The 21,181-nt window shown below is 69.5% G+C and carries 19 protein-coding genes and 6 pseudogenes; 8 read left to right on the top strand and 17 right to left on the bottom strand.

Annotation, left to right across the window (positions count from 1 at the left end; all coding sequences use genetic code 11):
* Positions 1 to 70: 70 nt before the first annotated feature.
* A pseudogene (locus tag ACIF80_RS36365) lies at positions 71 to 444 on the bottom strand (transposase); the annotation flags it as partial.
* A 79-nt stretch (positions 445 to 523) separates the two neighbouring features.
* Here ACIF80_RS36365 and ACIF80_RS36360 point away from each other — a divergent pair.
* Entirely contained in the window at positions 524 to 1,678 is a 1,155-nt protein-coding gene (locus tag ACIF80_RS36360; protein WP_399813024.1) for a PP2C family protein-serine/threonine phosphatase, read from the top strand.
* Here the strand turns inward: ACIF80_RS36360 and ACIF80_RS36355 are convergent.
* From ACIF80_RS36355 to ACIF80_RS36335, 5 genes and pseudogenes are all read right to left on the bottom strand, one after another.
* Positions 1,614 to 2,272: pseudogene (locus ACIF80_RS36355) on the bottom strand (transposase); the annotation flags it as partial. The gene ACIF80_RS36360 and the pseudogene ACIF80_RS36355 sit on opposite strands and share 65 nt — an antisense overlap.
* Before the next feature lie 39 nt (positions 2,273 to 2,311).
* Positions 2,312 to 2,476: a hypothetical protein gene (locus ACIF80_RS36350; protein ID WP_399813021.1), complete on the bottom strand. Its 165-nt coding sequence runs from the start codon at positions 2,474 to 2,476 to the stop codon at positions 2,312 to 2,314.
* 124 nt (positions 2,477 to 2,600) lie between these two features.
* Positions 2,601 to 4,769: an MMPL family transporter gene (locus ACIF80_RS36345; protein ID WP_399813019.1), complete on the bottom strand. Its 2,169-nt coding sequence runs from the start codon at positions 4,767 to 4,769 to the stop codon at positions 2,601 to 2,603.
* A gap of 26 nt (positions 4,770 to 4,795) precedes the next feature.
* On the bottom strand, positions 4,796 to 5,344 hold the full coding sequence (locus tag ACIF80_RS36340) for a TetR/AcrR family transcriptional regulator (protein ID WP_399813016.1): 549 nt from the start codon (positions 5,342 to 5,344) through the stop codon (positions 4,796 to 4,798).
* A gap of 1,023 nt (positions 5,345 to 6,367) precedes the next feature.
* Positions 6,368 to 6,424 (bottom strand): annotated as a pseudogene (locus tag ACIF80_RS36335) (hypothetical protein); the annotation flags it as partial.
* A gap of 155 nt (positions 6,425 to 6,579) precedes the next feature.
* On the opposite strand from ACIF80_RS36335, the gene ACIF80_RS36330 reads away from it, so the two are divergent.
* Positions 6,580 to 6,936 (top strand): hypothetical protein, encoded by a 357-nt coding sequence (locus tag ACIF80_RS36330; protein WP_399813014.1) that lies wholly within the window; start codon positions 6,580 to 6,582, stop codon positions 6,934 to 6,936.
* 391 nt (positions 6,937 to 7,327) lie between these two features.
* Here the strand turns inward: ACIF80_RS36330 and ACIF80_RS36325 are convergent, their stop codons facing one another.
* The 3 genes and pseudogenes from ACIF80_RS36325 to ACIF80_RS36315 form a co-directional block, all read right to left on the bottom strand.
* Positions 7,328 to 8,047 (bottom strand): transposase, encoded by a 720-nt coding sequence (locus ACIF80_RS36325; protein ID WP_399813011.1) that lies wholly within the window; start codon positions 8,045 to 8,047, stop codon positions 7,328 to 7,330.
* Positions 7,945 to 8,310, bottom strand: a pseudogene (locus tag ACIF80_RS36320) (alpha-hydroxy-acid oxidizing protein); the annotation flags it as partial. The pseudogene ACIF80_RS36320 and the gene ACIF80_RS36325, both read right to left, overlap by 103 nt.
* Positions 8,311 to 8,646: 336 nt before the next feature.
* Complete coding sequence (locus tag ACIF80_RS36315) at positions 8,647 to 9,876, bottom strand: MFS transporter (protein WP_399813009.1); 1,230 nt, start codon at positions 9,874 to 9,876, stop codon at positions 8,647 to 8,649.
* Between ACIF80_RS36315 and ACIF80_RS36310 the strand changes: the two genes are divergently transcribed.
* Positions 9,782 to 10,060, top strand: coding sequence for an ATP-binding protein (locus tag ACIF80_RS36310; protein WP_399813007.1), 279 nt, complete (start codon positions 9,782 to 9,784; stop codon positions 10,058 to 10,060). The genes ACIF80_RS36315 and ACIF80_RS36310 overlap by 95 nt on opposite strands.
* A gap of 12 nt (positions 10,061 to 10,072) precedes the next feature.
* Here ACIF80_RS36310 and ACIF80_RS36305 read toward each other — a convergent pair whose 3' ends face one another.
* Both ACIF80_RS36305 and ACIF80_RS36300 read right to left on the bottom strand, forming a co-directional pair.
* The gene (locus tag ACIF80_RS36305) at positions 10,073 to 10,492 is read right to left on the bottom strand and encodes an SRPBCC family protein (RefSeq protein WP_399813004.1); all 420 of its coding nucleotides are present in this window, start codon (positions 10,490 to 10,492) and stop codon (positions 10,073 to 10,075) included.
* A 22-nt stretch (positions 10,493 to 10,514) separates the two neighbouring features.
* The gene (locus tag ACIF80_RS36300; protein ID WP_399813002.1) at positions 10,515 to 11,525 is read right to left on the bottom strand and encodes an aldo/keto reductase; all 1,011 of its coding nucleotides are present in this window, start codon (positions 11,523 to 11,525) and stop codon (positions 10,515 to 10,517) included.
* Positions 11,526 to 11,668: 143 nt separating this feature from the next.
* Here ACIF80_RS36300 and ACIF80_RS36295 point away from each other — a divergent pair, with 143 nt between their 5' ends.
* Positions 11,669 to 12,607 carry a LysR substrate-binding domain-containing protein gene (locus ACIF80_RS36295; RefSeq protein ID WP_399813000.1) on the top strand — a complete coding sequence of 313 codons (939 nt, stop codon included), beginning with the start codon at positions 11,669 to 11,671 and terminating at the stop codon, positions 12,605 to 12,607.
* An 11-nt stretch (positions 12,608 to 12,618) separates the two neighbouring features.
* On the opposite strand, the pseudogene ACIF80_RS36290 reads toward ACIF80_RS36295, so the two are convergent.
* A pseudogene (locus ACIF80_RS36290) lies at positions 12,619 to 12,924 on the bottom strand (IS5/IS1182 family transposase); the annotation flags it as partial.
* A gap of 566 nt (positions 12,925 to 13,490) precedes the next feature.
* On the opposite strand from ACIF80_RS36290, the gene ACIF80_RS36285 reads away from it, so the two are divergent.
* The 4 genes from ACIF80_RS36285 to ACIF80_RS36270 all read left to right on the top strand — a co-directional run bounded on the left by ACIF80_RS36285 (position 13,491) and on the right by ACIF80_RS36270 (position 16,699).
* The gene (locus tag ACIF80_RS36285; RefSeq protein WP_399812997.1) at positions 13,491 to 14,096 is read left to right on the top strand and encodes an ABC transporter ATP-binding protein; all 606 of its coding nucleotides are present in this window, start codon (positions 13,491 to 13,493) and stop codon (positions 14,094 to 14,096) included.
* The gene (locus tag ACIF80_RS36280; protein ID WP_399812994.1) at positions 14,093 to 15,004 is read left to right on the top strand and encodes an ABC transporter permease; all 912 of its coding nucleotides are present in this window, start codon (positions 14,093 to 14,095) and stop codon (positions 15,002 to 15,004) included. The genes ACIF80_RS36285 and ACIF80_RS36280 overlap by 4 nt, the downstream gene beginning before the upstream one ends.
* A gap of 75 nt (positions 15,005 to 15,079) precedes the next feature.
* A complete protein-coding gene (locus ACIF80_RS36275; RefSeq protein ID WP_399812991.1) occupies positions 15,080 to 16,186 on the top strand; it encodes a terpene synthase family protein in 1,107 nt (368 codons plus the stop codon).
* A 294-nt stretch (positions 16,187 to 16,480) separates the two neighbouring features.
* Positions 16,481 to 16,699 (top strand): hypothetical protein, encoded by a 219-nt coding sequence (locus ACIF80_RS36270; RefSeq protein WP_399812989.1) that lies wholly within the window; start codon positions 16,481 to 16,483, stop codon positions 16,697 to 16,699.
* Here ACIF80_RS36270 and ACIF80_RS36265 read toward each other — a convergent pair.
* From ACIF80_RS36265 to ACIF80_RS36245, 5 genes and pseudogenes are all read right to left on the bottom strand, one after another.
* Positions 16,689 to 17,762 carry an endonuclease/exonuclease/phosphatase family protein gene (locus tag ACIF80_RS36265; protein ID WP_399813069.1) on the bottom strand — a complete coding sequence of 358 codons (1,074 nt, stop codon included), beginning with the start codon at positions 17,760 to 17,762 and terminating at the stop codon, positions 16,689 to 16,691. The genes ACIF80_RS36270 and ACIF80_RS36265 overlap by 11 nt on opposite strands.
* A 72-nt stretch (positions 17,763 to 17,834) precedes the next feature.
* Positions 17,835 to 18,950 carry a sensor histidine kinase gene (locus ACIF80_RS36260; RefSeq protein ID WP_399812987.1) on the bottom strand — a complete coding sequence of 372 codons (1,116 nt, stop codon included), beginning with the start codon at positions 18,948 to 18,950 and terminating at the stop codon, positions 17,835 to 17,837.
* Entirely contained in the window at positions 18,943 to 19,638 is a 696-nt protein-coding gene (locus ACIF80_RS36255; protein WP_399812984.1) for a response regulator transcription factor, read from the bottom strand. The genes ACIF80_RS36260 and ACIF80_RS36255 overlap by 8 nt, the downstream gene beginning before the upstream one ends.
* Positions 19,639 to 19,738: 100 nt before the next feature.
* A pseudogene (locus ACIF80_RS36250) lies at positions 19,739 to 20,298 on the bottom strand (IS5 family transposase); the annotation flags it as partial.
* 144 nt (positions 20,299 to 20,442) lie between these two features.
* Positions 20,443 to 20,871 carry a VOC family protein gene (locus ACIF80_RS36245; RefSeq protein WP_399812981.1) on the bottom strand — a complete coding sequence of 143 codons (429 nt, stop codon included), beginning with the start codon at positions 20,869 to 20,871 and terminating at the stop codon, positions 20,443 to 20,445.
* Positions 20,872 to 21,181: the final 310 nt, after the last annotated feature.

Here is a 21,181-nt window from a genome sequence, read left to right as displayed (position 1 = left end):
CACCGGCTCCTACCAGGGCGGATGAGGTTTCCGGCAAGGGCAGAGCCGGAGGTCGTTTTCTCCCGTTGTTTCATCCTGGGATCTTCGGTTGGTGCGGTTTTGCGGGAGCGTGCCAGGAGATGGTGTTCTCGCCGGTGAGGCGGCGGGCCATGAGGTCGGTCATGGCGAGGTGGGTCATGGCTTCGGAGCGGGCTGGGAGGGTTTCGTAGTCGCGGGCCAGGCGGCGGTGCATGGAAACCAGCCGATGGTGCGTTCGATGACTCAGCGGCGGAGCTGGACGGTGAAGGTGCGGTTTCCTGGGGTGCGGTGGACGACTTCGAGGTCGATGCCGCGGATGGCGGCGTGTTCGATGGTGGTGTTCTTGTAGCCGGAGTCGGCCCGAGCCTTGAAGGCGCGGGGGTGATGGGTGGCGATCCGGTCCAGGAGGCGGGCGCCGGCCGTGGTGCTCCGGTCGCCGTGGTCAGGGATGCGGCAGAGACTGAAACCCGGATTCTGTCCAGGAACACCCCCGGAGCGCAGGAGAATGGGACCCACCCGAGCGTCACCGCCCCGCGAGAGGCGGTGGTTTCGATGGCTGCCCGCCGCGTTGATCCTCGGCGTGTTCATCCTCGACCTCCTCGCCCCGCGAGGTGTGAGGGTGTTCATCCTGTTGGCGGCCACTCCCGTGCTGGTCGCGCCCTGGCTCTCCCTGGCCGGGACGATCGCCACCGGCGGGGCGGCGCTCCTCGCCGCGGTAGTCCTGCCCCTGGTGAGAGGCAGGACGCCGTTCGGCATCGATGATGTCTTCCCGTTCTCCACCTTCGTCACCCTGACCATCCTGGCCGCGGGCGTCAATCGGCTGCTGACCCGCGAGCGGCAGCAGCTGAGGACCGCCCGCGAGGTCGCCGAAGCCGTCCAGCGCGCCGTGCTCCCTTCCCCGCCCGAGCGGATCGGGCCACTGGCTGTGGCCACCCGCTATGAGGCCGCCGCGCGGGAGGCCGCCATCGGGGGCGATCTGTACGCGATCCACTCCACCCCCTATGGCATCCGGCTGATGATCGCCGATGTCCTGGGCAAGGGTCTGGGCGCGGTCCAAACCGTCAATGCGCTGCTCGGCACCTTCCACGAGGCCACCCTCCGCACCCCGGACCTGCCCGGCGTGGTCCGCTGCCTGGAGGAGCGGGTCCAGGAGGCCAACGCCGCCGGGAGCGGAGGGGAAGCCGAGAGGTTCGTCACCGCCGTCATCGCCGAACTCTCCGCCGACGGCTCGACCCTGCACGTGGTCAATCGGGGACACCCGGCGCCGCTGCTGCTCCACCATGGCCGGGCCCGCCCGCTGGAGCCGGGTGTGCACTCGCTGCCGCTGGGCCTGGCCGACCTCGGCGGCCCGGACATCCCGGTAGACCGGTACGTCCTGCCCGAGGGCGCGGTCCTGGTGCTGTTCACCGATGGTGTCGTCGAGGCCCGCGACCACCGGGGGGTCTTCTACGACCCGGTCCCGTGGTTGTCCCGCCCCCTCCCACCGGACCCGGACCACGTGCTGGACGCCCTGCTCGCCGACCTGTACCGGTATGCCGCAGGACGCCTCGACGACGACATCGCGCTCCTCGCCATCGGCCTGCCCCGCGACGCGAACGACGGCCCCGGTAAGGCTCCGGCCGTCCACCGGAGAGAAGCAGACGACAGCCGGCGCGTTTGAGGAAACCCACAACTCTGCTGCGCAAATCCACGGGCCCGCACTCCGCGGCCTTCGGAGACGCGGCCATGCTCGGCCGCTGCACGGCAGGGGCCTGCCTTGGGACGAGCAGCGGGCGCGGTGTGTCAGATCCATGCACCCGGTTCCCGGAAGCGGGAAACGCCCCAGCCGTCGGGTCCGACAGGAGGTGCGTCTTGGAACCCGGCCTGCCCCGGTCCACGGGGCTCGGGCCTGTGAGTTCGCCCCCCTTTTTTCCAGCCCTGATGTGGGCCGGGTCGAGCACGGCCCGGGACGGGTCGAGGAGACCGGCGTCGTCCAGGCGGTGCAGGATCTCTTCGTGCAGCCGGCCCCAGACACCGGCTCTTGACCAGATCAGGAACCTGCGGTGGCGGTCGACTTCGGGATGCCGCAGCAGGGTGGCAGTGTCCGCCAGGCGCAGCCGCTGACCAAGACGTAGAGGATGGCCGCGAACAGCGGCTCATCAGGCGTGTCCCGTGTCCCACCGCCCTGCGGCCGCACCTCCGACGGCGGGATCAGCGGCTCGGCGATCTCCCGCAGCCCGTCCGGGACAATCCAACTCCACATACCCCGCCCCATGATGAGCCCAACAACCGACTCACCACACAGGACACGGTCTTAGGCGGGCGGCACCGTGCTCGACCCGGATGCGTCGTGGGCGGGGTGCAGGGTGCGCTGTCGTTCGTACCTCTCCTCGTACCGGTCCGGGGCGTTCTTCTTGAACCTGTGGTGCGGTGGTGTGATGACGCGTCCGCCGGTCCGCCGCTTCGGGCGTGCGTGCACGGCGGCGTACGAGGCCGGGCCCCTCCCCCGAGGCGGTCAGAAAGGATGAGGGAAACGGGGGAGGACGGGAGCCCTGTGCGGGTCCCGTCCTCCGGGGTGCGGTCCGGTCCGGCCGGTGCGCGGGTCAGACCGAGACGGGGGTCTCGTTGCGCGTTTCCTCGGTCAGCTGCCGGTTCAGCTTCTCGCCCTCGATGTCGAGGTCGGGCAGGGCCTTGTCGACGGGCTTGGGCAGCCACCAGGCGGCACGGCCGAGCAGCGACATCACCGCCGGGACCAGCGCCATGCGGACGACGAAGGCGTCGATGACCACGCCGACGGCGAGGGCGAACCCGATGGATTTGATGATCGGGTCGTCCATCAGGACGAAGCCGCCGAACACGGACGTCATGATGAGCGCGGCGGCCGTGACGACGCGGGCGTTGTGGCCCATGCCGCTGACCATGGCCGCCTGCGGGTCGGCGCCGTGGACGAAGTCCTCGCGCATGCGGGAGACGAGGAAGACCTCGTAGTCCATGGCGAGGCCGAACAGGATGCCGATGAGCAGGATCGGCAGGAAGCTCACCAGCGGGCCGGGGGTGTCGACGCCCACCAGGCCGGCGAGGTGGCCCTCCTGGAAGATGGCGACGGTGATGCCGAAGGTCGCGCCCACGGTGAGCAGGAAGCCCAGGGCTGCCTTCAGCGGTACCAGGACCGACCGGAAGACCAGCATGAGCAGCAGGATGGACAGGCCCACCACCAGGAGCAGATACACCGGCAGGGCGTCGGCGAGCTTCTCCGAGACGTCGATGCCCAGGGCGGTCGCGCCGGTGAGGGCGATGTCGGCGCCCTCGATGTCCGCGACCCGGTCGCGGATGTCGTGGACGGCGTCCTCGGTGGCGGCGGCGGTCGGGCCGGCCTCGGGAATGATGGCCAGCAGGGCGGTGGTGCCCTGCTCGTTCAGCTGCGGCGGGGCCACGGTCAGGATGCCGTCGGTGTCCTTGATGAGGGCGGTGGCCTTCTCGGCGGCCGCCCCGGTGGACTGCGCGTCCTCACCGTTGACGACGGCGACGAGACGGCCGTTGAAGCCCTCGCCGAAGCCCTCGGACGTCAGGTCGTACGCCTCGCGTGCGGGGGAGCCCTCGGCGGCGGTGCCCGCGTCCGGCAGGGCTATGCGCATGTCCTGGGCCGGGAGGGTGAGCGCGCCCAGCCCGAGGATGCCGACGACCAGGAGCGGGATGCGCAGCTTGGTGACGAGCCGGCCCCAGGTGAAGCCGAAGCCCTCGGCGGCGGTGCCGTCCTCGGCGGTGTGCCCGTCCGGGTGGCGCTGCTTGCGCGGCAGGATCTTCTTGCCGGCGAAGGAGAGGAAGGCCGGCAGCAGGGTGAGGGCGACCAGCACGGCGACGGCGACGGTGCCCGCCGCGGCCAGGCCCATCACGCTGAGGAAGGGGATGCCGACGACGGAGAGGCCGGCCAGGGCGATGACGACGGTGGCACCGGCGAAGACGACGGCGGAGCCGGCGGTGCCGGTCGCGCGGCCGGCGGCCTCCTCGGGCTGGAGGCCCTCGGCGAGGTACTGGCGGTAGCGGGAGGTGATGAAGAGCGAGTAGTCGATGCCGACGGCCAGGCCCAGCATCAGCGCCAGGATGGGGGCGGTGGAGGTCAGTTCGATGACACCGGTCAGGGAGAAGAGGCCGGCCATGCCGACCGCGACGCCGATCAGCGCGTTCAGCAGGGTCATGCCGGCGGCGACCAGCGAGCCGAAGGTGATCACCAGGACCACCGCGGCGACCAGGACACCGAGCGCCTCGGTGGAGCCGACCTCCACCTCACCGCCCATGACCTCGCCGCCGTGCTCGACCCGCAGGCCCTCGGCGTCGGCGCCGACAGCCTCGTAGGCCGACTTCTGCTTGTCGGTGACCTCGTCGGCGGGCTTGTCGAACTGCACCTGGATGAGGGCGTAGCGGCCGTCCTGGGAGACGGAGCCGGTCTGGAACGGGTCCATGGCGGCGGTGACGCCGTCGGTCTCGGAGGCTTCCTTCACCAGGGGTGCCACCGCGGCGGGGTCCAGTTCCTCGCCCTCGGGCGCGGCGACGACGATGGTGCCGGTGGCTCCGCCGGCCTGCGGGAACTGCCGGTCGAGGTCGTCCAGCGCCCGCTGGGACTCGGTGCCCGGCATGGAGAACTTGTCGCTGGTCGGGCCCATCAGGGTGGCGGCTCCGACACCCAGCAGGGTCAGCAGGAGCAGCCAGACCGCGGCTATTCGGCCTCTTCTGCGGAAGGAGAACCGCCCGAGCCGGTACAGCAAGGTCGCCATGGAGGAGGGGTCTTTCCGTTAGGGGGTCAACTGGGGGTGTGGTCAAGCGTCCGCAGTGCACTGCGGATCATTTCGGCACGTAGCACCTCGTCCGGTGCCACCTCGTCATCGGTGGCACTGGTGATGAAGACGGCGCCCAGCACCATCCACGCCGCCACCCGGGCCGGTGCCTGCTGCGAACGGCCGGCCAGTGCGGCCAGCAGTCCGTCCGCCAACTCCATGACGTTGAGGTCCTGGTGGCAGGACATCTCGGCGATGTCCTCGAAGAGAAGCCGGATCTCGCGGCGGAACCGCAGTGTCAGGTCGACGTATCCGACGACGGTCTCCTCCACCAGCCGGCCGCCCTCCAGCCCGGCCACGCGGTCGAGCAGTGTGGCGAGGGCGTCCTGGGCCGGGGTCAGCAGCTCGGTGAGGATCTTTTCCTTGCTGGCGAAGTGGTAGAGGAGCGACGCCTTCGAGCAGCTCGCGTCGGAGGCGATGTCCTGCAACGAGGTGCCGCGGAAGCCGTGCACGGCGAACAGTCGCAGTGCCGACTCCAGGATCTGACCGCGCATGGCGGAGGCGGAGCGTGCCATGCGCCAAACATAACTGTCCGATCGGTCAGAACTGACCGATCGGACAGCGCGTCGCTGTGGCTTGCATCACTCTTCCTGCCCGAGGCTTGCTTGTACGGGGCGCACGCGGCCGGCCACGACCACCCCAGCAGCAATCACCCGCCCCATCCCGAACCCGGCCCCAGTCACCGGAACCACCGCAGCAGCCACCACCACGCCGGCACCCACACAGGCCCCGATCGCCTCTCCCCACACACGCGCTGCCCCGCGCCCCCACCTCCACGGCCACGTCTCACTCGTCACCAGATAGGCGACCAACAGCCCCACCACCCAGGCACCCTCCCACCACGCCGGATCCCCGAACGCCGCGATCACCACAACACCCCCCGCCAGCACGGTCGTCCGGTGCCGCAGCAGAACGTAGGACCACGCGCCGACTCCAGCGACGGCCGCCGGTCCACCGCCGGCGCCGCCCACACGGCGAAGACGACCGCGCATCCGAGCAGCACCGCCCCCGCGCCCCACTCACCGTCGCCCACGGCCGCCACGCCATCACGACGGCTACCACCCCAAGCACCCGCACCGGCACGGTGCCGACCCAGTACCCCACGTACTGGAGGAGCCGGGCGACAAGTAGTCGTAGACGCTCACCGGCTCGGTGTGGCCGTCCTTGGTGCCGGTGAGCATGAGGATCGTGAAGGTGGCCCGGCAGAACATCTTCCAGCGCAGCCAGCGGGCGGGTGAGGCCGGTGATCATCCAGGTGACCAGGGCGAGGGTGACGGCGTTTTGGACAGCGGACAGCACGGATCCGCGCATGGGCGGGAGCCTCCGTGTGAGGAGGTGTGGGTGGGGGTGGGCGGCCTCGCGTACGCGGGGCGCCGGGTCAGCGTTCGGGCTTGGGCGGGCGCTGCATCAGCGCGGCTGTGGCCTGGTCGAGCGTGACTTTTCCGTTCAGGAGGGTGGTGACGACGTCGGTGATCGGCATTCGGCCCCGCCAGCACCGCAACCCGGTCGGCGGGAAGGTCGGTCACCTCGGTGATGACCTCGCTCGCCCGCTTCCCGGTGTCGCGTTCTATGCCCTTCATCAGCAATACGACCACCGTGTCGGGCCCGATGTGCGGCGCCCACAGACGCCCTCTAGGCCGAAAACGAGCTACCGGTTGAAAAGGCTGCACGGCATGCTCACGCCAGGGTCAAGCCATGATCCTCGCCCGGCTCCTGCCGGGGCCGGCCGGACGACGTCCCAGGAGTGTTCGTGAAGAACCTGTCCCGCAGATTCCACCTCGTGACCGCCGCCGGTGCACTGCTGCTCGGACTCGCCGTCGCCCCGGCCGCACACGCCGACTCCGCCTACGGATGCATCTACCCGCAAGTGTGCGTCTACGACGACACCAGCGTCACCTCGCCGATCGTCGGACGCTTCCAGCAGGTGACGTCAAGCTGGCAGTACCTGAGCAACCCCCAGTCGTACTACGCCGTGTACAACTCCCGCAACGACGACGTGGCCTACGTCCTGGACAACTACGGAACTCACTGCATCGAGCCCAACGGCAGCATGAGCTCCAGCGGCCGCATCACCGCCATCCGCATCGATTCCCGCTCCTCCTGCTAAGACCGCGAGATCGCCCGGGAACGTCCCGGCGTCGGGCGACGGCTGCCGCCAGGCGTGAGCCCTGAAGTTCGGTGCGCAGGGCCACGAAGTCGACCGCCGGGCGGGCCACCGTAGGCAGCTGCTCCTCCGCGGAGAGGAGCAGCTGCCTGGGCACCGCGGTCGGCTGATGCGCGGCCGGGCCGCACAGGGAACGGCCGGTACGGCGCGCCGTGCGCAGCCGAGGGGTGAGGACGCGAGCGGCGATGACGCGGTCGTGACGCAGCAGCACGCACGGGATCGCCCACTCCCCCGGCTCCTGCTCTGGCGTCGACTCCACGGCGGTCTCGGTTCCCACGAGCCTCTTCCTTGATCGTCAGATCCGCCGTTGATCAGCGGGCGCCTGAAAAGCCTCTCAGCGGGCGGGACTTGCGAGGTGACGCACCGGGAGCATGGCCATGGCGAGGTAGATGGCAGTCTCCGAGCAGACGCGTAGGGACTCGTAGTCCTTCGACAGGCGGCGGCACCGCACCAGCCAGGCCAACGTCCGCTCCACCACCCAACGACGCGGGACCACCGCGAACCGGGGCACTGCCGGCGGCGGTACCCCCACCCGGGCCCAGGTCGAGCGAAAACCACCGTCACGGCGCTGGACGGTCTCCACGGTGATACCGGTGGCCTCCAGAACCCAGGCGTGGAAGCCGGTGCCGCGATAGCCCTGGTCCGCCCACACATGCCGCAGGCGCGGGAAGGCATCGGCAGCCCGGGCGAACGGCACCACGGCGCCATCCCGGTCACCCACACAGGCCGGGCTCACGCACGTCACCAGGACGGTGCCGCGGGTGTCGACGAGCAGGTGCCGCTTGATGCCGCTGGCCTTCTTGCCGCCGTCGTCACCGCACGGGCCGCCACGTTCACAGGCCCGGACGCTCTGGCTGTCCACGACGACGGCACTGGGAGTGGGATCCCGGGTCGCCGGTGTCGAACGGCAGGAGGCCGACCTCGCCCCCTCCCGGGAGTGGGGTAGGGCGCGTCGACGGTCAGGACCAGGGCCCGCCCTCCGGCGGCCGTGACTCGTTCGACGTACTTCTCCGTGAGAGCCGGGGCGCGCAGACCGTAGACCCGGGCCCACCATGGGCCGGCTGCCGCGGCCACCGCCTCGGGCCCACGGCTGGAGCGTCCGGACAGCACCAGGAACCCATCAGCCGAGGCGACGCCACGGGCGGTGGCGGTCTCTGCCTGGGGCAAGGCGAGGTTGTGGAAATCGGTGGGGACCGCGACAACCGGTGCGGACAGGCCGGTGCCGAGCAGGGTGGTACGGGTGTCCACCGCGAAGACGCCGGGCAGGATTCGTGGGCTGAGTCGCCATTTCCGCCACGCACCTGGAACCTCCCACAGGCTGAGGTTCTCACCGCCCCGGCCAAGCAGCAGGCGAACGCTGCCGGGTCCCCTACCTGACGTGCCCGAAGGAGGACCGTGAGCACGGCATGCGGCGTTGTCCGGGGTCGCCGGAAGGTTTCAGATATGGGAGGCAGGCGGCCTTGCGCCGTGTTGCCTCGCGAGTATCCGGGGGTTGTCGGGGCTCATCGGGCATGTGAGCCATGATTTGCCGCGTCGAGACCCCCACCGGCCACGGCGGAGCCCTCGCGTTCATCTCCGAGCTGTACGCGGAGGGGTGAGTCGTTCCGAAGACGGGGAGCGCGGTCCGATCACGGTGACGGCTGTGGCGGCCGGTCAGGCGCGGTTCGGTGCCGGCTCCGGCTCGGAGGCGAGCACTGCCGCGCGACGAGGGAGCAGCAGCGGAGTCGCCAGCAGGAGCACGCCGGCCAGACCGATGGCCGTACGCGGGCCGAGCAGGCTGCCCAGCACGCCCCAGACGGCCGTCAGGAGTGCGGTCGAGGCCTTGGTCGTCACCGTCCAGGCGGACAGCGTGCGGGTGACCCGGTCGGTCGCGGTGCGCTGGAGACGGTAGGTGGCGTGGACGGGGTTGAAGACCCCGCAGCTGAAGATGAGCCCGAGTTCGACGCCCATCACCAGGAGCAGTCCGCCGGTGCCTGGGCCCAGGAAGGCCAGGCCGATGGGCCAGATCGCGCGCAGCGTCCCGGCCACGACCAGGACCCGGTGCTGTCCGAACCGGGTGACGAGCGGTCGGGCCAGCAGCGAACCGAGCAGTCCGCCGATCGCGGGCGCGGCGAAGGCGAGGCCGTACTGCCATGGTGCGAACCCGAGTCGGCCGAGCATCAGGACGGCCAGCAGCGGCTGGGTGGCCATCAGCAGGCCGTTGAACAGGGCGGTGTTGAAGAACAGGGTACGCAGCGTCGCGTCGGCGAGGATGGAGCGCCAGCCGTCGAGCAGGTCTCCGGCCCGCATACGCGCGGCCTCCCGGCGCTCGGGCCGAGGCTCGTGCCCGCCCATCGCGCGGATACCCAGGGCCGAGAGCAGGTAGCTGACCGCGTCGGCCACCACCGTCGCCACCGGACCGAGGAGTCCGATCGCCGCGCCGCCCAGCGGTGGTCCGATGATCGTGGTCGTCCAGGCCGTGGACTCGAACCGGGCGTTGGCGACGAGCAGGTCCTCGGCCGGCAGCAGCGTCTTCAGGTACGCGCCGGAGGCGGCACGGAAGGTGATGTCGGCCGCCGCGACGACGACCGAGACCAGCAGGAGCTGAAGGAAGGTGAGCACGCCGAGCGCGAACGCGGCGGGGATCGTCAGCAGCGCCGCGAACCGCACCAGGTCCATCGCGATCAGCACCGGCCGCTTGCGGCGGAACTCCACCCATGGGCCGAGCGGCACCGCCACGGCCGCGCCCACCGCGGCCCCCATGGAGGAGAGCGCGGCGACCTCGGCCGGTCCGGCGTGCAGCACCTGGATGGCGATCAGCGGGAACGCGAGGCGGATCAGGGCGGCGGGCTTCCCCCGCGAGAAGTCCCTGCGGACCTTCGGCTTCGAGGCACACCCGAACATCGACCCGGCCACGATCCACGCCCTCGCCGGCTGCGAGTGGATCAAGAGGGGGCAGCCGCTCTGCCTGATCGGCGACTCCGGCACGGGCAAGTCCCACCTGCTCATCGCCCGTTGCGCTGATGGGTCTTGGCGCAATTCCGGGCGTCGCCGAGCGCCGCCAGTACACGTGGGCGGCGCTCAGTGATGCCGTTCCGTCTCAGGCGCTCACGGTCTTCTCGAGCGCGGCGAGACCGTCGGTGTAGATGCCGTGGAAGAGGTCCTCGGCTTCGGCGTCGCTGACACCGACGGGGGTGAACGTGCCGGACCATTCGACGCGCGAGGCGTGGGGGCGACCGGGGACGGCGTGGACGCGCAGAGTGGAGAGGTAGCCGGTCACCGGGAAGGGCGCCCGTTCGATGGCGTATGAGTAGCTGCGCGCATCGTGGTCGAAGGCCTGGAGGCGTTCGATGACGACGCCGCCGTCCTGGTTGGTCAGGCGGCGTACACGGCCGCCTTCGCTCAGTTCGCTCTCGGGGATGTAGGGGAGCCAGTCGGGCAGGGATCCGAAACCGCCGATGAGCTGCCAGATGCGGTCGGGGCCCTGCGACAGGTCGAGGGATACGGTGATGGTGGCCATGGCGGGTGCTTTCTGTGGTGCGTCAGGCGGTGGGGGTGGGGGCGTGAGCGGCGATGAGCTTCTCGTCGCGCAGGGCGGCCCAGAAGGCGACCGGGACACTCTCGGCGAGGGCGGCGACGTCCTCGGTGATGCGGCTGGGCCGGGTGGCGCCGGGTATGACGGCGGCCGTGGCGGGGTGGGCCAGTGCGAACTGCAGCGCTGCGGCCTTGATGCTCACACCGTGCTCGGCGGCGAGTGTCCTGATCCGCTCGACCCTGGCGATGATCTCCGTCGGGGCCTGCTGGTACTCGAAGTGTCGGCCGCCGGCGAGGACGCCGGAACTGTAGGGGCCTCCGACGACCATGTCGACGCCCTGCTCGATGGCGGTGGGCAGCAGGCGCTGCAGGGACCGGTCGTGGTCGAGGAGGGTGTAGCGGCCGGCCAGGAGGAACGCGTCGGGCCGGGGTTCGTTCAGGTCGAGGGTGAGCTCGATCGGCTCCACTCGGTTGACGCCGAGGCCCCAGGCCTTGATGACGCCTTCTTCGCGGAGCCGCTGCAGCACGCGGAAAGCGCCGGTGCGCGCGGTCTCGTAGACGGCCAGCCAGTGGTCTCCGTGGAAGTCCTGGGCGACGTCGTGCACCCAGACGATGTCGAGGCGGTCCGTCTTCAGGCGCGTGAGGCTGTCCTCGACGGAGCGCAGGGTGGCGTCCGCCGTGTAGTCGTCGATCACCTTGTTCGGACGGCCGTATTCGAAGAGGCCGCCTTTTTCGCCCAGGTCTCGGGTGGTGGGATCCTCCGGCTCGTCCAGGATGACGCGGCCTACTTTGGTGCTGAGCACGAACTCGTCGCGCGGTCGGCCGGCGAGGACCTCGCCCAGGCGGATCTCGGACAGGCCGGCGCCGTAGAACGGGGCGGTGTCGAAGTAACGGATGCCCTGGTTCCAGGCGGCCTCGACGGTGGCCGCGGCCTCCTCGTCCGGGATGCTGCGGAACATGTTGCCCAGCGGTGCGGTACCGAAGCCGAGGGTGCCCGGCAGAAGGGACTTGATGCCCATGTGGAAGATCCTTCTCTTCATTGCGTGACGCGGATTTCGTGGGGTTTTTCCCGCTCCGCGGCTCTTGCTCTGTCGAGGTTGGGATCGACGGGTAAGACTGTCCAAGACTTACCTGGACAGACTTGAGTCCCGAGAGGTCTTAAATGCTTGACCTGCGTCAACTTCGCTATTTCGTGGCCGTCGCCGAAGAGGAACACGTCGGCCGGGCCGCCGAACGCCTGCACATCTCGCAGTCGCCGTTGAGCCGGCAGATCGCTCAGCTGGAGAAGATCCTGGGCCTCACGCTGTTCGAGCGCACCCAGCAGCGCATTCGGCTCACCTCCGACGGCCGCGTCTTCCTCACCGAGGCCACGGCCCTGCTGCGGCACGCGGACCGGCTGGAGAACCTGGGCCGGCGCCTCGGCCGGGGCGAGGAGGGCGGCCTGTGTGTGGGATACGTGGGCCACGCCATGCACACCGGCCTCCTGCCCCGGGCCCTGCGGGAACTGCACGACGACCGTCCCGGGATCCACGTCGCCCTCTACGACCTGACCGCATCACAGCAGTTCGAAGGGCTGCGCCAACGCAGCCTGGACATCGCCCTGGTCCCGCAGGCACCGCCCGAGACCGACCCGGACCTGCGCAGCGCCCTCCTCCTCGAGGACCCCCTGCTCCTGGCCATGCCGAACAGCCACCCCCTCGCCGACGCGGCGGAGATCTTGCCCGGGGCCCTGGACGCCCAGCCATGGGTCGCCATGGAAGACAGCCAGGACCCCACCTGGCGGGACGGCTTCGTCGCCTCCTGCGCCGCCGTCGGCTTCACCCCCGACATCCGGCTCGAGGCGCCAGACCCCCTCACCGCACTCGGCCTCGTCGCATCAGGGCTCGGCATGGCGTTCGTGCAGAAGAGCATGCTGCGCGGCCGCACTCCAGGAGTCACAATCCGCGAACTTCCCTGGTTCCAGAGGTCCGTGCGCCTATGGGCCGCCTGGCATCGGATCGATCTCCGCCCAGTCGTCGCCTCGTTCCGCTCGACCGTCCTGAGCACCGGAACCGAGGAACACGAATTCACCGACGACAGGAACCTCCGCGGACCGCGATAACGGATCCACCCCCGGAGCCAGAGCCGGATCGCTGCGATGGTCACGGTGCCCTGGAAGACATAGGCGTGCTTGTCATATCGCGTGGCCACCGCCCGGAAGCCCTTGAGGGCATTGATCGTCCGCTCGACTTCGTTGCGGCGCTTGCAGATCTCCTTGTTGAAGCCGGCAGGGCGACCACCCTTGCTGCCACGGCTACGGCGATTGGCCCGCTGGTCCCTCGGTTCGGGGATGGTGTGCTTGCTCTGGCGTCGACGCGGGTAACGGCGGTTACGGCGCGAGGAATACGCCTTGTCACCGCCCAGATGATCCGGGCGAGTAACCACGACCGCGACCGTCGGCATGCCGTGCCGCTCGGCGGCTGTCACCAGTTCCCCCCTCACGGACTGTTCGACGTTGGTCGCGTTCCCTGTCAGGTGCTTGGGTTCAGGTCCGTGGGGTGGCTCACGGTCGGCAGAGCGGGCACGTTCGGGTGTCGCCAAAGGGCGGGCCAAGGATCCTGGGGGCAGCCAGTAGACCCTTGCCCCGACGCTCCTGGGTGTGGGCCGAGGGCCATGCGGACCTCGGCCGGAGGACGCGAGGCGGAGGACAGGCACGGCCTGGCTCCAGCGGAGCGTGCACGGCGCCACCAGGTCTTGGGGGGGCAGCTGTCGCCTGCTCACCGACCGCGCCGATCCTCGCGTGCGCCACGTTGATCGGGCACTGGCCCACGGCGCTTCTCCCATGACCGGGGCAGCTCAGCGCACGGTGCCCGCAGTGTGGTGGCACCTGCCCGCCCACCGGCGTCGCCTGCATGGAGTGGCGTGCCAACGCGAAGGTGGACACGCCGTGTCCCGATCATCCGATGTCCGTTTGAGTATGTGGGATCCGGATGGCAGGGGACGCGATGGAAGTACAGAGTCTGTATCACGGCTACCACGGGCGCGCGGTTCTGCGCGGTGTCGATCTGGACCTCGCCCCTGGCGTCCTGGCCGGGATCGTCGGTGAGAACGGTGCCGGGAAGACGACCCTGTTGAAGATCCTGGCCGGTGAGCTGCGCCCCCATGAGGGCTCGGTCCGTCACCGGGGGCGTTTCGGGTACTGCCCACAGGAGGCGGTGCTCAACGACGCACTCACCGTACGTCAGCACCTGGAGTTCTTCCGGATCGCGTTCGGCCTGCCGGACCTGCGGCACGCCGAAGGGATCATGGAGGAACTGCGGCTGTGGGCCTACGCCGACGCACCCGCCGGGGTACTGAGCGGCGGCACGCGGCAGAAACTCAACCTCACACTCGCCCTGATGCATGACCCCCAGGTCCTGCTGCTGGACGAGCCGTACCAGGGCTTCGACTGGGACACCTACCAACGCTTCTGGGAGCTGGCCACCCGGCTGAGCGACGCTGGGCGCTCCGTCCTCGTCGTCTCCCACCTGGCCTACGACACCAGGCGTCTCGACGAACTGTGGCGGCTGGACGAGGGCCGGCTGCGCCCGGAGACGGCGGCGACGGCGTGAGAAGACACCTGGTCCTGCTCGCCACGGCCACCCGGTACGACCTCGTCGCGCACGCCCGCAACCGGTTCGCCCTGCTACTGGTCGTCCTCTTCGTCCCCACCTGGATCAGCCTGGTCTACCTCACCATCCCCGACAGGGCCGTCTCCTTCCACCTGGCCGCCACCGGAGAGACGGTGTCGCCTCCCGGCAGCCGGCTCACCCAGATCACCGGCGCTGTCAACGCGGTGACCCTGGTCACCGGATTCATGATGTTCGCCGCCACCTTCGCCGCCGGACGCTTCGACCGGCGCCTGGCCATGGCCGGCTTCTCCCGTACCCACCTCGTCCTGGCGAGGACCGCCTCGCTGGCGCTCATCTCCGCGGTCCTCGCCGCCTACGCCACGGCAGTCACCTGCACCGCGTGGATGCCCGAGCAACCGCTGCTCCTCGCCGCCGCCCTCTTCTGCGCGGCCATGACCTACGGCGTCCTCGGTGTCGTCTTCGGCTCCCTCCTTCACCGCGAGGTCGAGGGAATGTTCGCCATGGTGATGACAAGCGTCGTAGACGTCGCCCTGCAGAACCCCGTCCTGAGCTCGGGGGCCGACAGCCGGCTGCTGCGGCTGCTACCCACCTACGGCACGGTCCAGGCGGCCACCACGGCGGGCTTCTCCACCAGCCCCGCCACCTCCCGGTTCGGACTCCAGCTCCTCTGGTTCGCTGCCACCGCGCTCCTTGCCCTCCTCGCCTTCCACCACCGCACCCGCGACGCCCTGCCCGGCCGGCGCCGGTGCGACCGACCTGCAGCGCCCCGGCCATTCCTCGCCCGCCCCGCGAGCCGCGGGTCCGGCGGCACGGTCCCCCGGCGCGGACGCCGCGGAGCCTCGGACCCACACACCGACGACAGCACGGAGAACCACCCGATCGGATGATGTTCCTTCTTTCTCCAGTCGGTCCGGTCCTGGTGGCACATGCTCGTCAACTGGCCCCTCGGCGAAGGAACATGAATGAGCAGTGACACCTCCCAGGCGGACCTGTCCGCACCCGCGACCGGACCACGTCCGGCGCCGCGCTTCCACTACCCGCTGCCGATGCCGGAGGTGTCCCACGTCCCGTCGAATGTGGCCACCGAGGTGACCGCGTGGAAGGAGTCGTACGGCTTCCTGGAGGACCGGCCCGACTCCGGCGACTGCGGCAGCGTCCTGGCCTGGTGCCTGGGCAGGTTCTCCACTCCGCAGACCCCTCCTGCCGTGCTGCGCGGTATCGGCTGCATCACGGAGTGGGCTCTCGTTCTCGACGACGATGTCCTGGACCACGCCGACGCCCGCAGTCGTCCCGGCGACCTCTTCCGCCTGATGTGCCGCGTCATGCGCGTCCTGGAGTCCCCGGGCTACCGCGTGACCGCGGGCGACCACGTCCTCGTCCGGGCTGGACACGACGCCATGGAACAACTTCGCACCGCCTGTGCACCCGCGCACACCATCCGGCTCGCCACCGGTTTCCGGCGCCTGCTCACCAGTGCCGTGCACAAGCTGCACCTCGACCGACCCGGTGAGGACGAGTACCTCTTCTCCCGCTTTGAGGACTTCGGTGGTTTCGTCTACGCCGTCCTCATCGACATGTGCGGACCCGGGCCCACCCCGGACGAGGAATGGGACTCCCCGGCGGTCCAAGCCCTCATCGAGTGCGTGACACTGATGTGCGCCCTGGAGAACGACGTCACCTCCTTCCACAAGGAGAAGGCCGAGGGACAACCCGGCACCAACTTCGTGGACGTCCTGCGGACCAGCCGCGGGGTCTCCTTCGACCGCGCCGTCGCTCTGACGGTCGAGACCCGTGACCGCCTGATGCTCCTCTTCCTCCAGTTGCGCGAACGGCTTCTGACCCCCGCCGCCACTCCCTCACTGCGCTACCTCGTCGAAAGGCTGGGCCAGTTCGTCATCGCCAACACCGAGGCCACCCTGTGCGCGCGGCGATACAACCCCCTGCCGGTCCGACTTCCGCGACTGGACCAGGTCATCCGGACACCCGCCTTCTGGGCACCCTCGCTGTCCACCGACGACACCAGCCCTTTGCCCTACCCGAGCATCTCCTGGTGGTGGGATCACCACTGACCCCACTGCCTTGGGCTGTCGATCCGACCACTCGTCCACACCCCGGCGAGTCCTTGAACTCGCTGAACCATCAGGGAAGTCGCGTCGATGACCGTGTTGATCTTCCGGGCCGTCCGATGCTCCAGGATCAGCTTGAGGACGTCGGCGGCGTCGTCAGTGACGTCCTGCTAACTCGGCCACCTTCCCTGTTGGATCGACGTGTTGAAGCGGATCGAGCAGGGGTGGGCGCGTGCCGGGTTCCGGGGATGGGGACGACGTCGTTGCCGCAGGTCGGCAGCCACGCCGGCGCGGTCTGTGCCGGGGTGGCTGCCGATCTCGGCACCGGCCGGGGGCGGGGCGGCCTACGACTGGCAGGACGACCGGATCGAACGGCATCGCAAGGAGATCCGTGAGGCGTACGGGTTCCGGGCGAACACCGAGGAGGACCAGGAGCGGCCGGCTGAGTGGCCGGCCGCTGAGCTGTGTCCTGTGGGGCTCTCGCGGGAGCGGCTGACGGCAGCGGTCACCAGCTGAGGCTGGCCGCCACCGGCAGATGGTCGCTGCCGGTGGCCGGCAGTACCCACGAGCTCTTCGGCTCCACGCCCCTGACCAGGATCTGATCGATCCGCGCCATCGGGAAGGACGCCGGCCAGCTGAAGCCGAAGCCCTTCCCGGCCGCTTCCTGGGCCGAGTGCAGCTGCGAGGCAAGGCCGTCGAACGCGCGGTCGTCGGTGGTGCCGTTCATGTCGCCGAGCACCACCACCCGCTCGTTCTGCTCGGCGGCGACGGCCTTGGCGAGCGCGACCGCGCCGACGTCGCGCGAGTCCGTCCAGAAGCCGTGCCTGGGCATCAGCCGCACCGACCCCAGGTGCGCCACGTACACCACCAGCGGCCCCCGGTCCGTGGCCACCGTGGTGCGCAGCGCCCGGGGCGGGTCCACGGGGAGGTCCTCGGCCCGCCGGGTTTCCGCCAGCGACCCGGCATCGCCCCGCAGGACGTCGACCGACCGGGAGTCCGACAGCGGCAGCTTGCTCCACAGCCCGACCGTGCCCTGCACCGTGTGGTACGGGTATGCCTTCGCCAGCTCCTTCCCGTACGCGACCGTGGCCTGCGGGGTCATCTCCTCGAGCGCCAGCAGGTCCGCCCCGGAGGCGGCCAGGTCGCGGGCGGTGCCGGCCGGGTCGGGGTTCTCGACGTTGACGTTGTGGCTGACCACGGTGAGGTCGCCGCCCGACTGGGACTTGTCGAAGAGCAGTCCGCCGAAGAGGCTCAGCCACGTCACGGCCGGCAGCAGCAGCGCGACCCCCGCCGCGGCGGAGCGGCGCCACAGCGCCCCGGCAAGGAGCATCGGGACGAACAGGCCGGACCACGGCAGGAACGTCTCCACCAGGCTGCCGAGACCGCCCCTGTCCGTGATCTCCGCGTGCAGCAGCATGAGCAGGCCGAGCGCCAGCGCCAGCGCCGCGAGCACCGGGCCGCGCTTCCACGGGTCCGGCCCGGAGAAGCTGCGGACCGCCCGGCGGATACGCGCGCGCCGGGCACCCGAGCCGGTGTCCCCGCGACCGGCGCCGCACTGCCCGGCCTGAGCCGTGTCCAGGATCTCGGCGCGCTCCTCGGCGTCGCCCTGCTGCCGCGCATCCGGAACTTCTCGTAGTGCTTCACTCACTGATCAGATGTCCTTGGGAGAAAGTGCTGGTGGTGCGGGCAGTTGAACGGCGATACGGAGTCCGCCCTCAGCGCGCGGGGTGATGGTGAGGGACCCGTCGTGCACCTCGGTGATCCGCCGGACGATGGCCAGGCCGAGTCCGACACCTGCGTGGTCGTTGCGAATACGTTCGGTGGCGTGCTGAAACGGCTCGGTGAGAGTCGAGGCCAACTGCGGGGAGAGCTTCTCGCCGCTGTTCTCGACCGTGAGCACCACGGTCTCGGGGCCGGCGCCGGTCTCGACCCACACCGTTCCCCCGTCGGACAGGTTGTGCACGATCGCGTTGTGCACAAGGTTCGTCGTCAACTGCAGCAGGAGCGCCTGCGAGCCGAAAGCCGGGGCGATGTCACCGGAGGTCTCGATGGTGACACCGCGCTTCTCGGCGAGCGGGAGCAGCGTCTCGGTGGCCTCTTCCACGAGCAGGGAGAGGTCGACAGGTTCTCGGGTGAAGGACCTCTGGTCGGCGCGGCTGAGCACGAGCAGTGCCTCGGTGAGGTCGATCGCCCGGGCGTTGACGGCGTGCAGGCGGTTGATGATCTCGCCGAGGTCCTGCGTCGGATCGTTGCGAGCCACGTCGAGAAGCGCCTGCGAGATCGCCAGCGGGGTGCGCAGTTCGTGCGAGGCGTTGGCCGCGAATCTCCGCTGCTCGGCTACGTGCGCTTCGAGGCGGGCGAGCATCGTGTCGAAGGCGTCGGCGAGTTCACGGAACTCGTCCTTGCGGCCCGGCAGCCGGATCCGGTGGGAGAGTGATCCTTTCGTGGCCATGCTTGTGGCGTCCGTGATGCGGGTCAGCGGGGCGAGCATGCGGCCGGCGAGAATCCACCCGCCCACAAGACCGAACACCAGCAGGAACGCCAGTACTGCGGCTGCCCTCGGAGCGAAAACGTCCAGGAGGGCGGACCGGACGGGAAAGACACCCTTGGGCTTGTCATCGGGGTTGATGAGCATCGCACGATCGGGGACGTAGCGCAGGAGGAAAACCCACACCGCCGCGAGCAGCAGGAGGCCGGCGAACATGAGGAATCCGGCGTAGCTGAGGGTGAGCTTGAAGCGAACGCTGAACCCAGGCTGCCTATCCACGGTCTCCTCCCTCGTGGCCGGCCGCTGGTCGCGTGTCGATGCGGTACCCGGCGCCGGACACCGTGGCAATGACCCAGGGTTCACCGAGCCGTTTGCGCAGTGCCGAGACCGTGATGCGTACGGCGTTGGTGAACGGGTCCGCGTTCTCATCCCATGCCCGCTCCAGAAGCTCCTCGGCGCTGACGACACCGCCTTCGGCAGCGACGAGGACTTCGAGCACGGCGAACTGCTTCCTGGTCAGCGCGACGTAGTGACCGTCGCGGCAGACTTCGCGGCGGAACGGATCGAGCCGCAGGCCCGCGATCTCCCGCACGGGCGGCCTGTTGTGTGCACGTCTGCGGTCGAGTGCTCTGAGCCTGAGCACGAGTTCCTGAAGCTCGAACGGCTTGGTGAGGTAGTCGTCGGCGCCGAGTCCGAACCCGGAGGCCTTGTCGTCGAGCCGGTCGGCGGCGGTGAGCATGATGATCGGCATGCCGCTGCCGGAGGCGACGATGCGTTTGGCGATCTCGTCGCCGGAAGGGCCGGGAATGTCGCGGTCGAGGACGGCGATGTCGTAGGCGTTGATGCTCAGCAGTTCCAAAGCGGTGTCACCGTCACCGGCGATGTCGGACGCGATCGCTTCCAGGCGCAGGCCATCGCGGATGGCTTCTGCCATATAGGGCTCGTCCTCGACGATCAGCACTCGCATGCTCCGAGGGTACGAGTCGCCACATATCGTCGGCGTATCGAAAACCACATAGGTGCCGGCACCACCGCATGGCCGTGACTGCGGGTGGGACCCACGGCGAGATGTCATGGTCGTACTCGCGGTCGGCGAAGAGCGGAGCCGGCCTGCGTCGTGGGCGCCCGACCCGGCCCCTGACCGGTGGGACGACGTCGATCAGCGGCATGAGCCGGGTGACGTCGTTTCGATTGCCGCCAGCAAGGATCACGGCGAGCGGGGTGCCGTGTCCGTCGGTGATCAGGTGGTGCTTCGATCCGGTCCGGCCGCGATCGACCGGACTCGGTCCCGTGCGGCTCTCCCTTTTATGGCCCGCACGTGGCTGGAGCCGACCACCGCCCGCGACCAGTCGATACGGGCCGCCCCATTCGGCTCGGCCGGCAGCATTTCGTGCAGCCGCTGCCAGACGCCGGCCTCGTCCCAGTCCCGCAGCCGCCGCCAGCAGGTCATGCCCGAGCCGAAGCCCAACTCCGCGGGCAGGTGCTCCCATGGGATACCGGTATGCGACACGAAGAGGATGCCGCACGGCACCTGTCGATCCGGCAGCGGCTTGCGGCCCGGGTGTCTGAACCGGCGTTCCTTGCGTGGCAGCAGCAGCTCAATCCGCTCCCACAAGTCATCCGATACCGTTCATGGCGAAGTCCCCATGCCCGAACAGCCCTGAACTCCTGACGCGGACACGGTCACCAGGACCGATCCACCTCATTGTGCCAGCGGCTGCAAGAGAGGCCCAAGGGAGACGGCTCCCCACCTCGCCGGCTCGGAGGATGCTCAGTCGAGACAAAACTCGTTTCCCTCGATGTCCTGCATCACGATGCACGAATCGTTGCCGTCATACAGCAGTCGCACGCGTACCGCGCCGAGCGCGATCAGTCGTGCGCACTCGGCTTCGAGCGTGGCGAGGCGCTCTTCACCCACGAGCCCGGTGCCGACCCTCACGTCAAGATGCAGCCGATTCTTGACGGCCTTGCCTTCGGGAACGCGCTGAAAGAACAGTCGCGGACCCACACCTGAGGGATCACTGCAGGCGAACCATGAACCCTGATCCTCAAGAGGCCGGGAGCGGTCGAAATCGCCCCAAGTGGCGAACCCCGCCGGTGGCGGCGCTACGACGTACCCCAACACCTCGCACCAAAAGCGAGCGACGCGCTCAGGTTCTGCGCAGTCAAAGGTGACCTGGAACTGCTTGATCGATGACACAGGCGCACCATAACAGGGGGCTCTTTTACTCATCTCCCTTTAGAAATCTGCATGTTGACGGGAGGATGCTCCTTGCGAGCCACTGCTGCGTCGTGCGGTCACAGGGGTTGACCCGATGTCGATGCCTTCAAGGGGTTGCCCGTCGCTCCGGACCAGGCCGTCGGCCACGGCCCTCGCCACATTCCCCGAGGGCAGCCTGCCCACCCGGGGCCGCACCTTAGAGGGCATCTCATTTGGCTCGGTAGGCTGTCGGCCGTGGCAGGGATCGTTGAGCGGCTGGTGCCGGATGAGTTGTGGGAACTGTTCCAGC

Source organism: Streptomyces sp. NPDC085927 (genome assembly GCF_044540975.1).
Classification (GTDB): domain Bacteria; phylum Actinomycetota; class Actinomycetes; order Streptomycetales; family Streptomycetaceae; genus Streptomyces; species Streptomyces hirsutus.
This window is presented reverse-complemented; position numbering and strand designations above follow the sequence as displayed.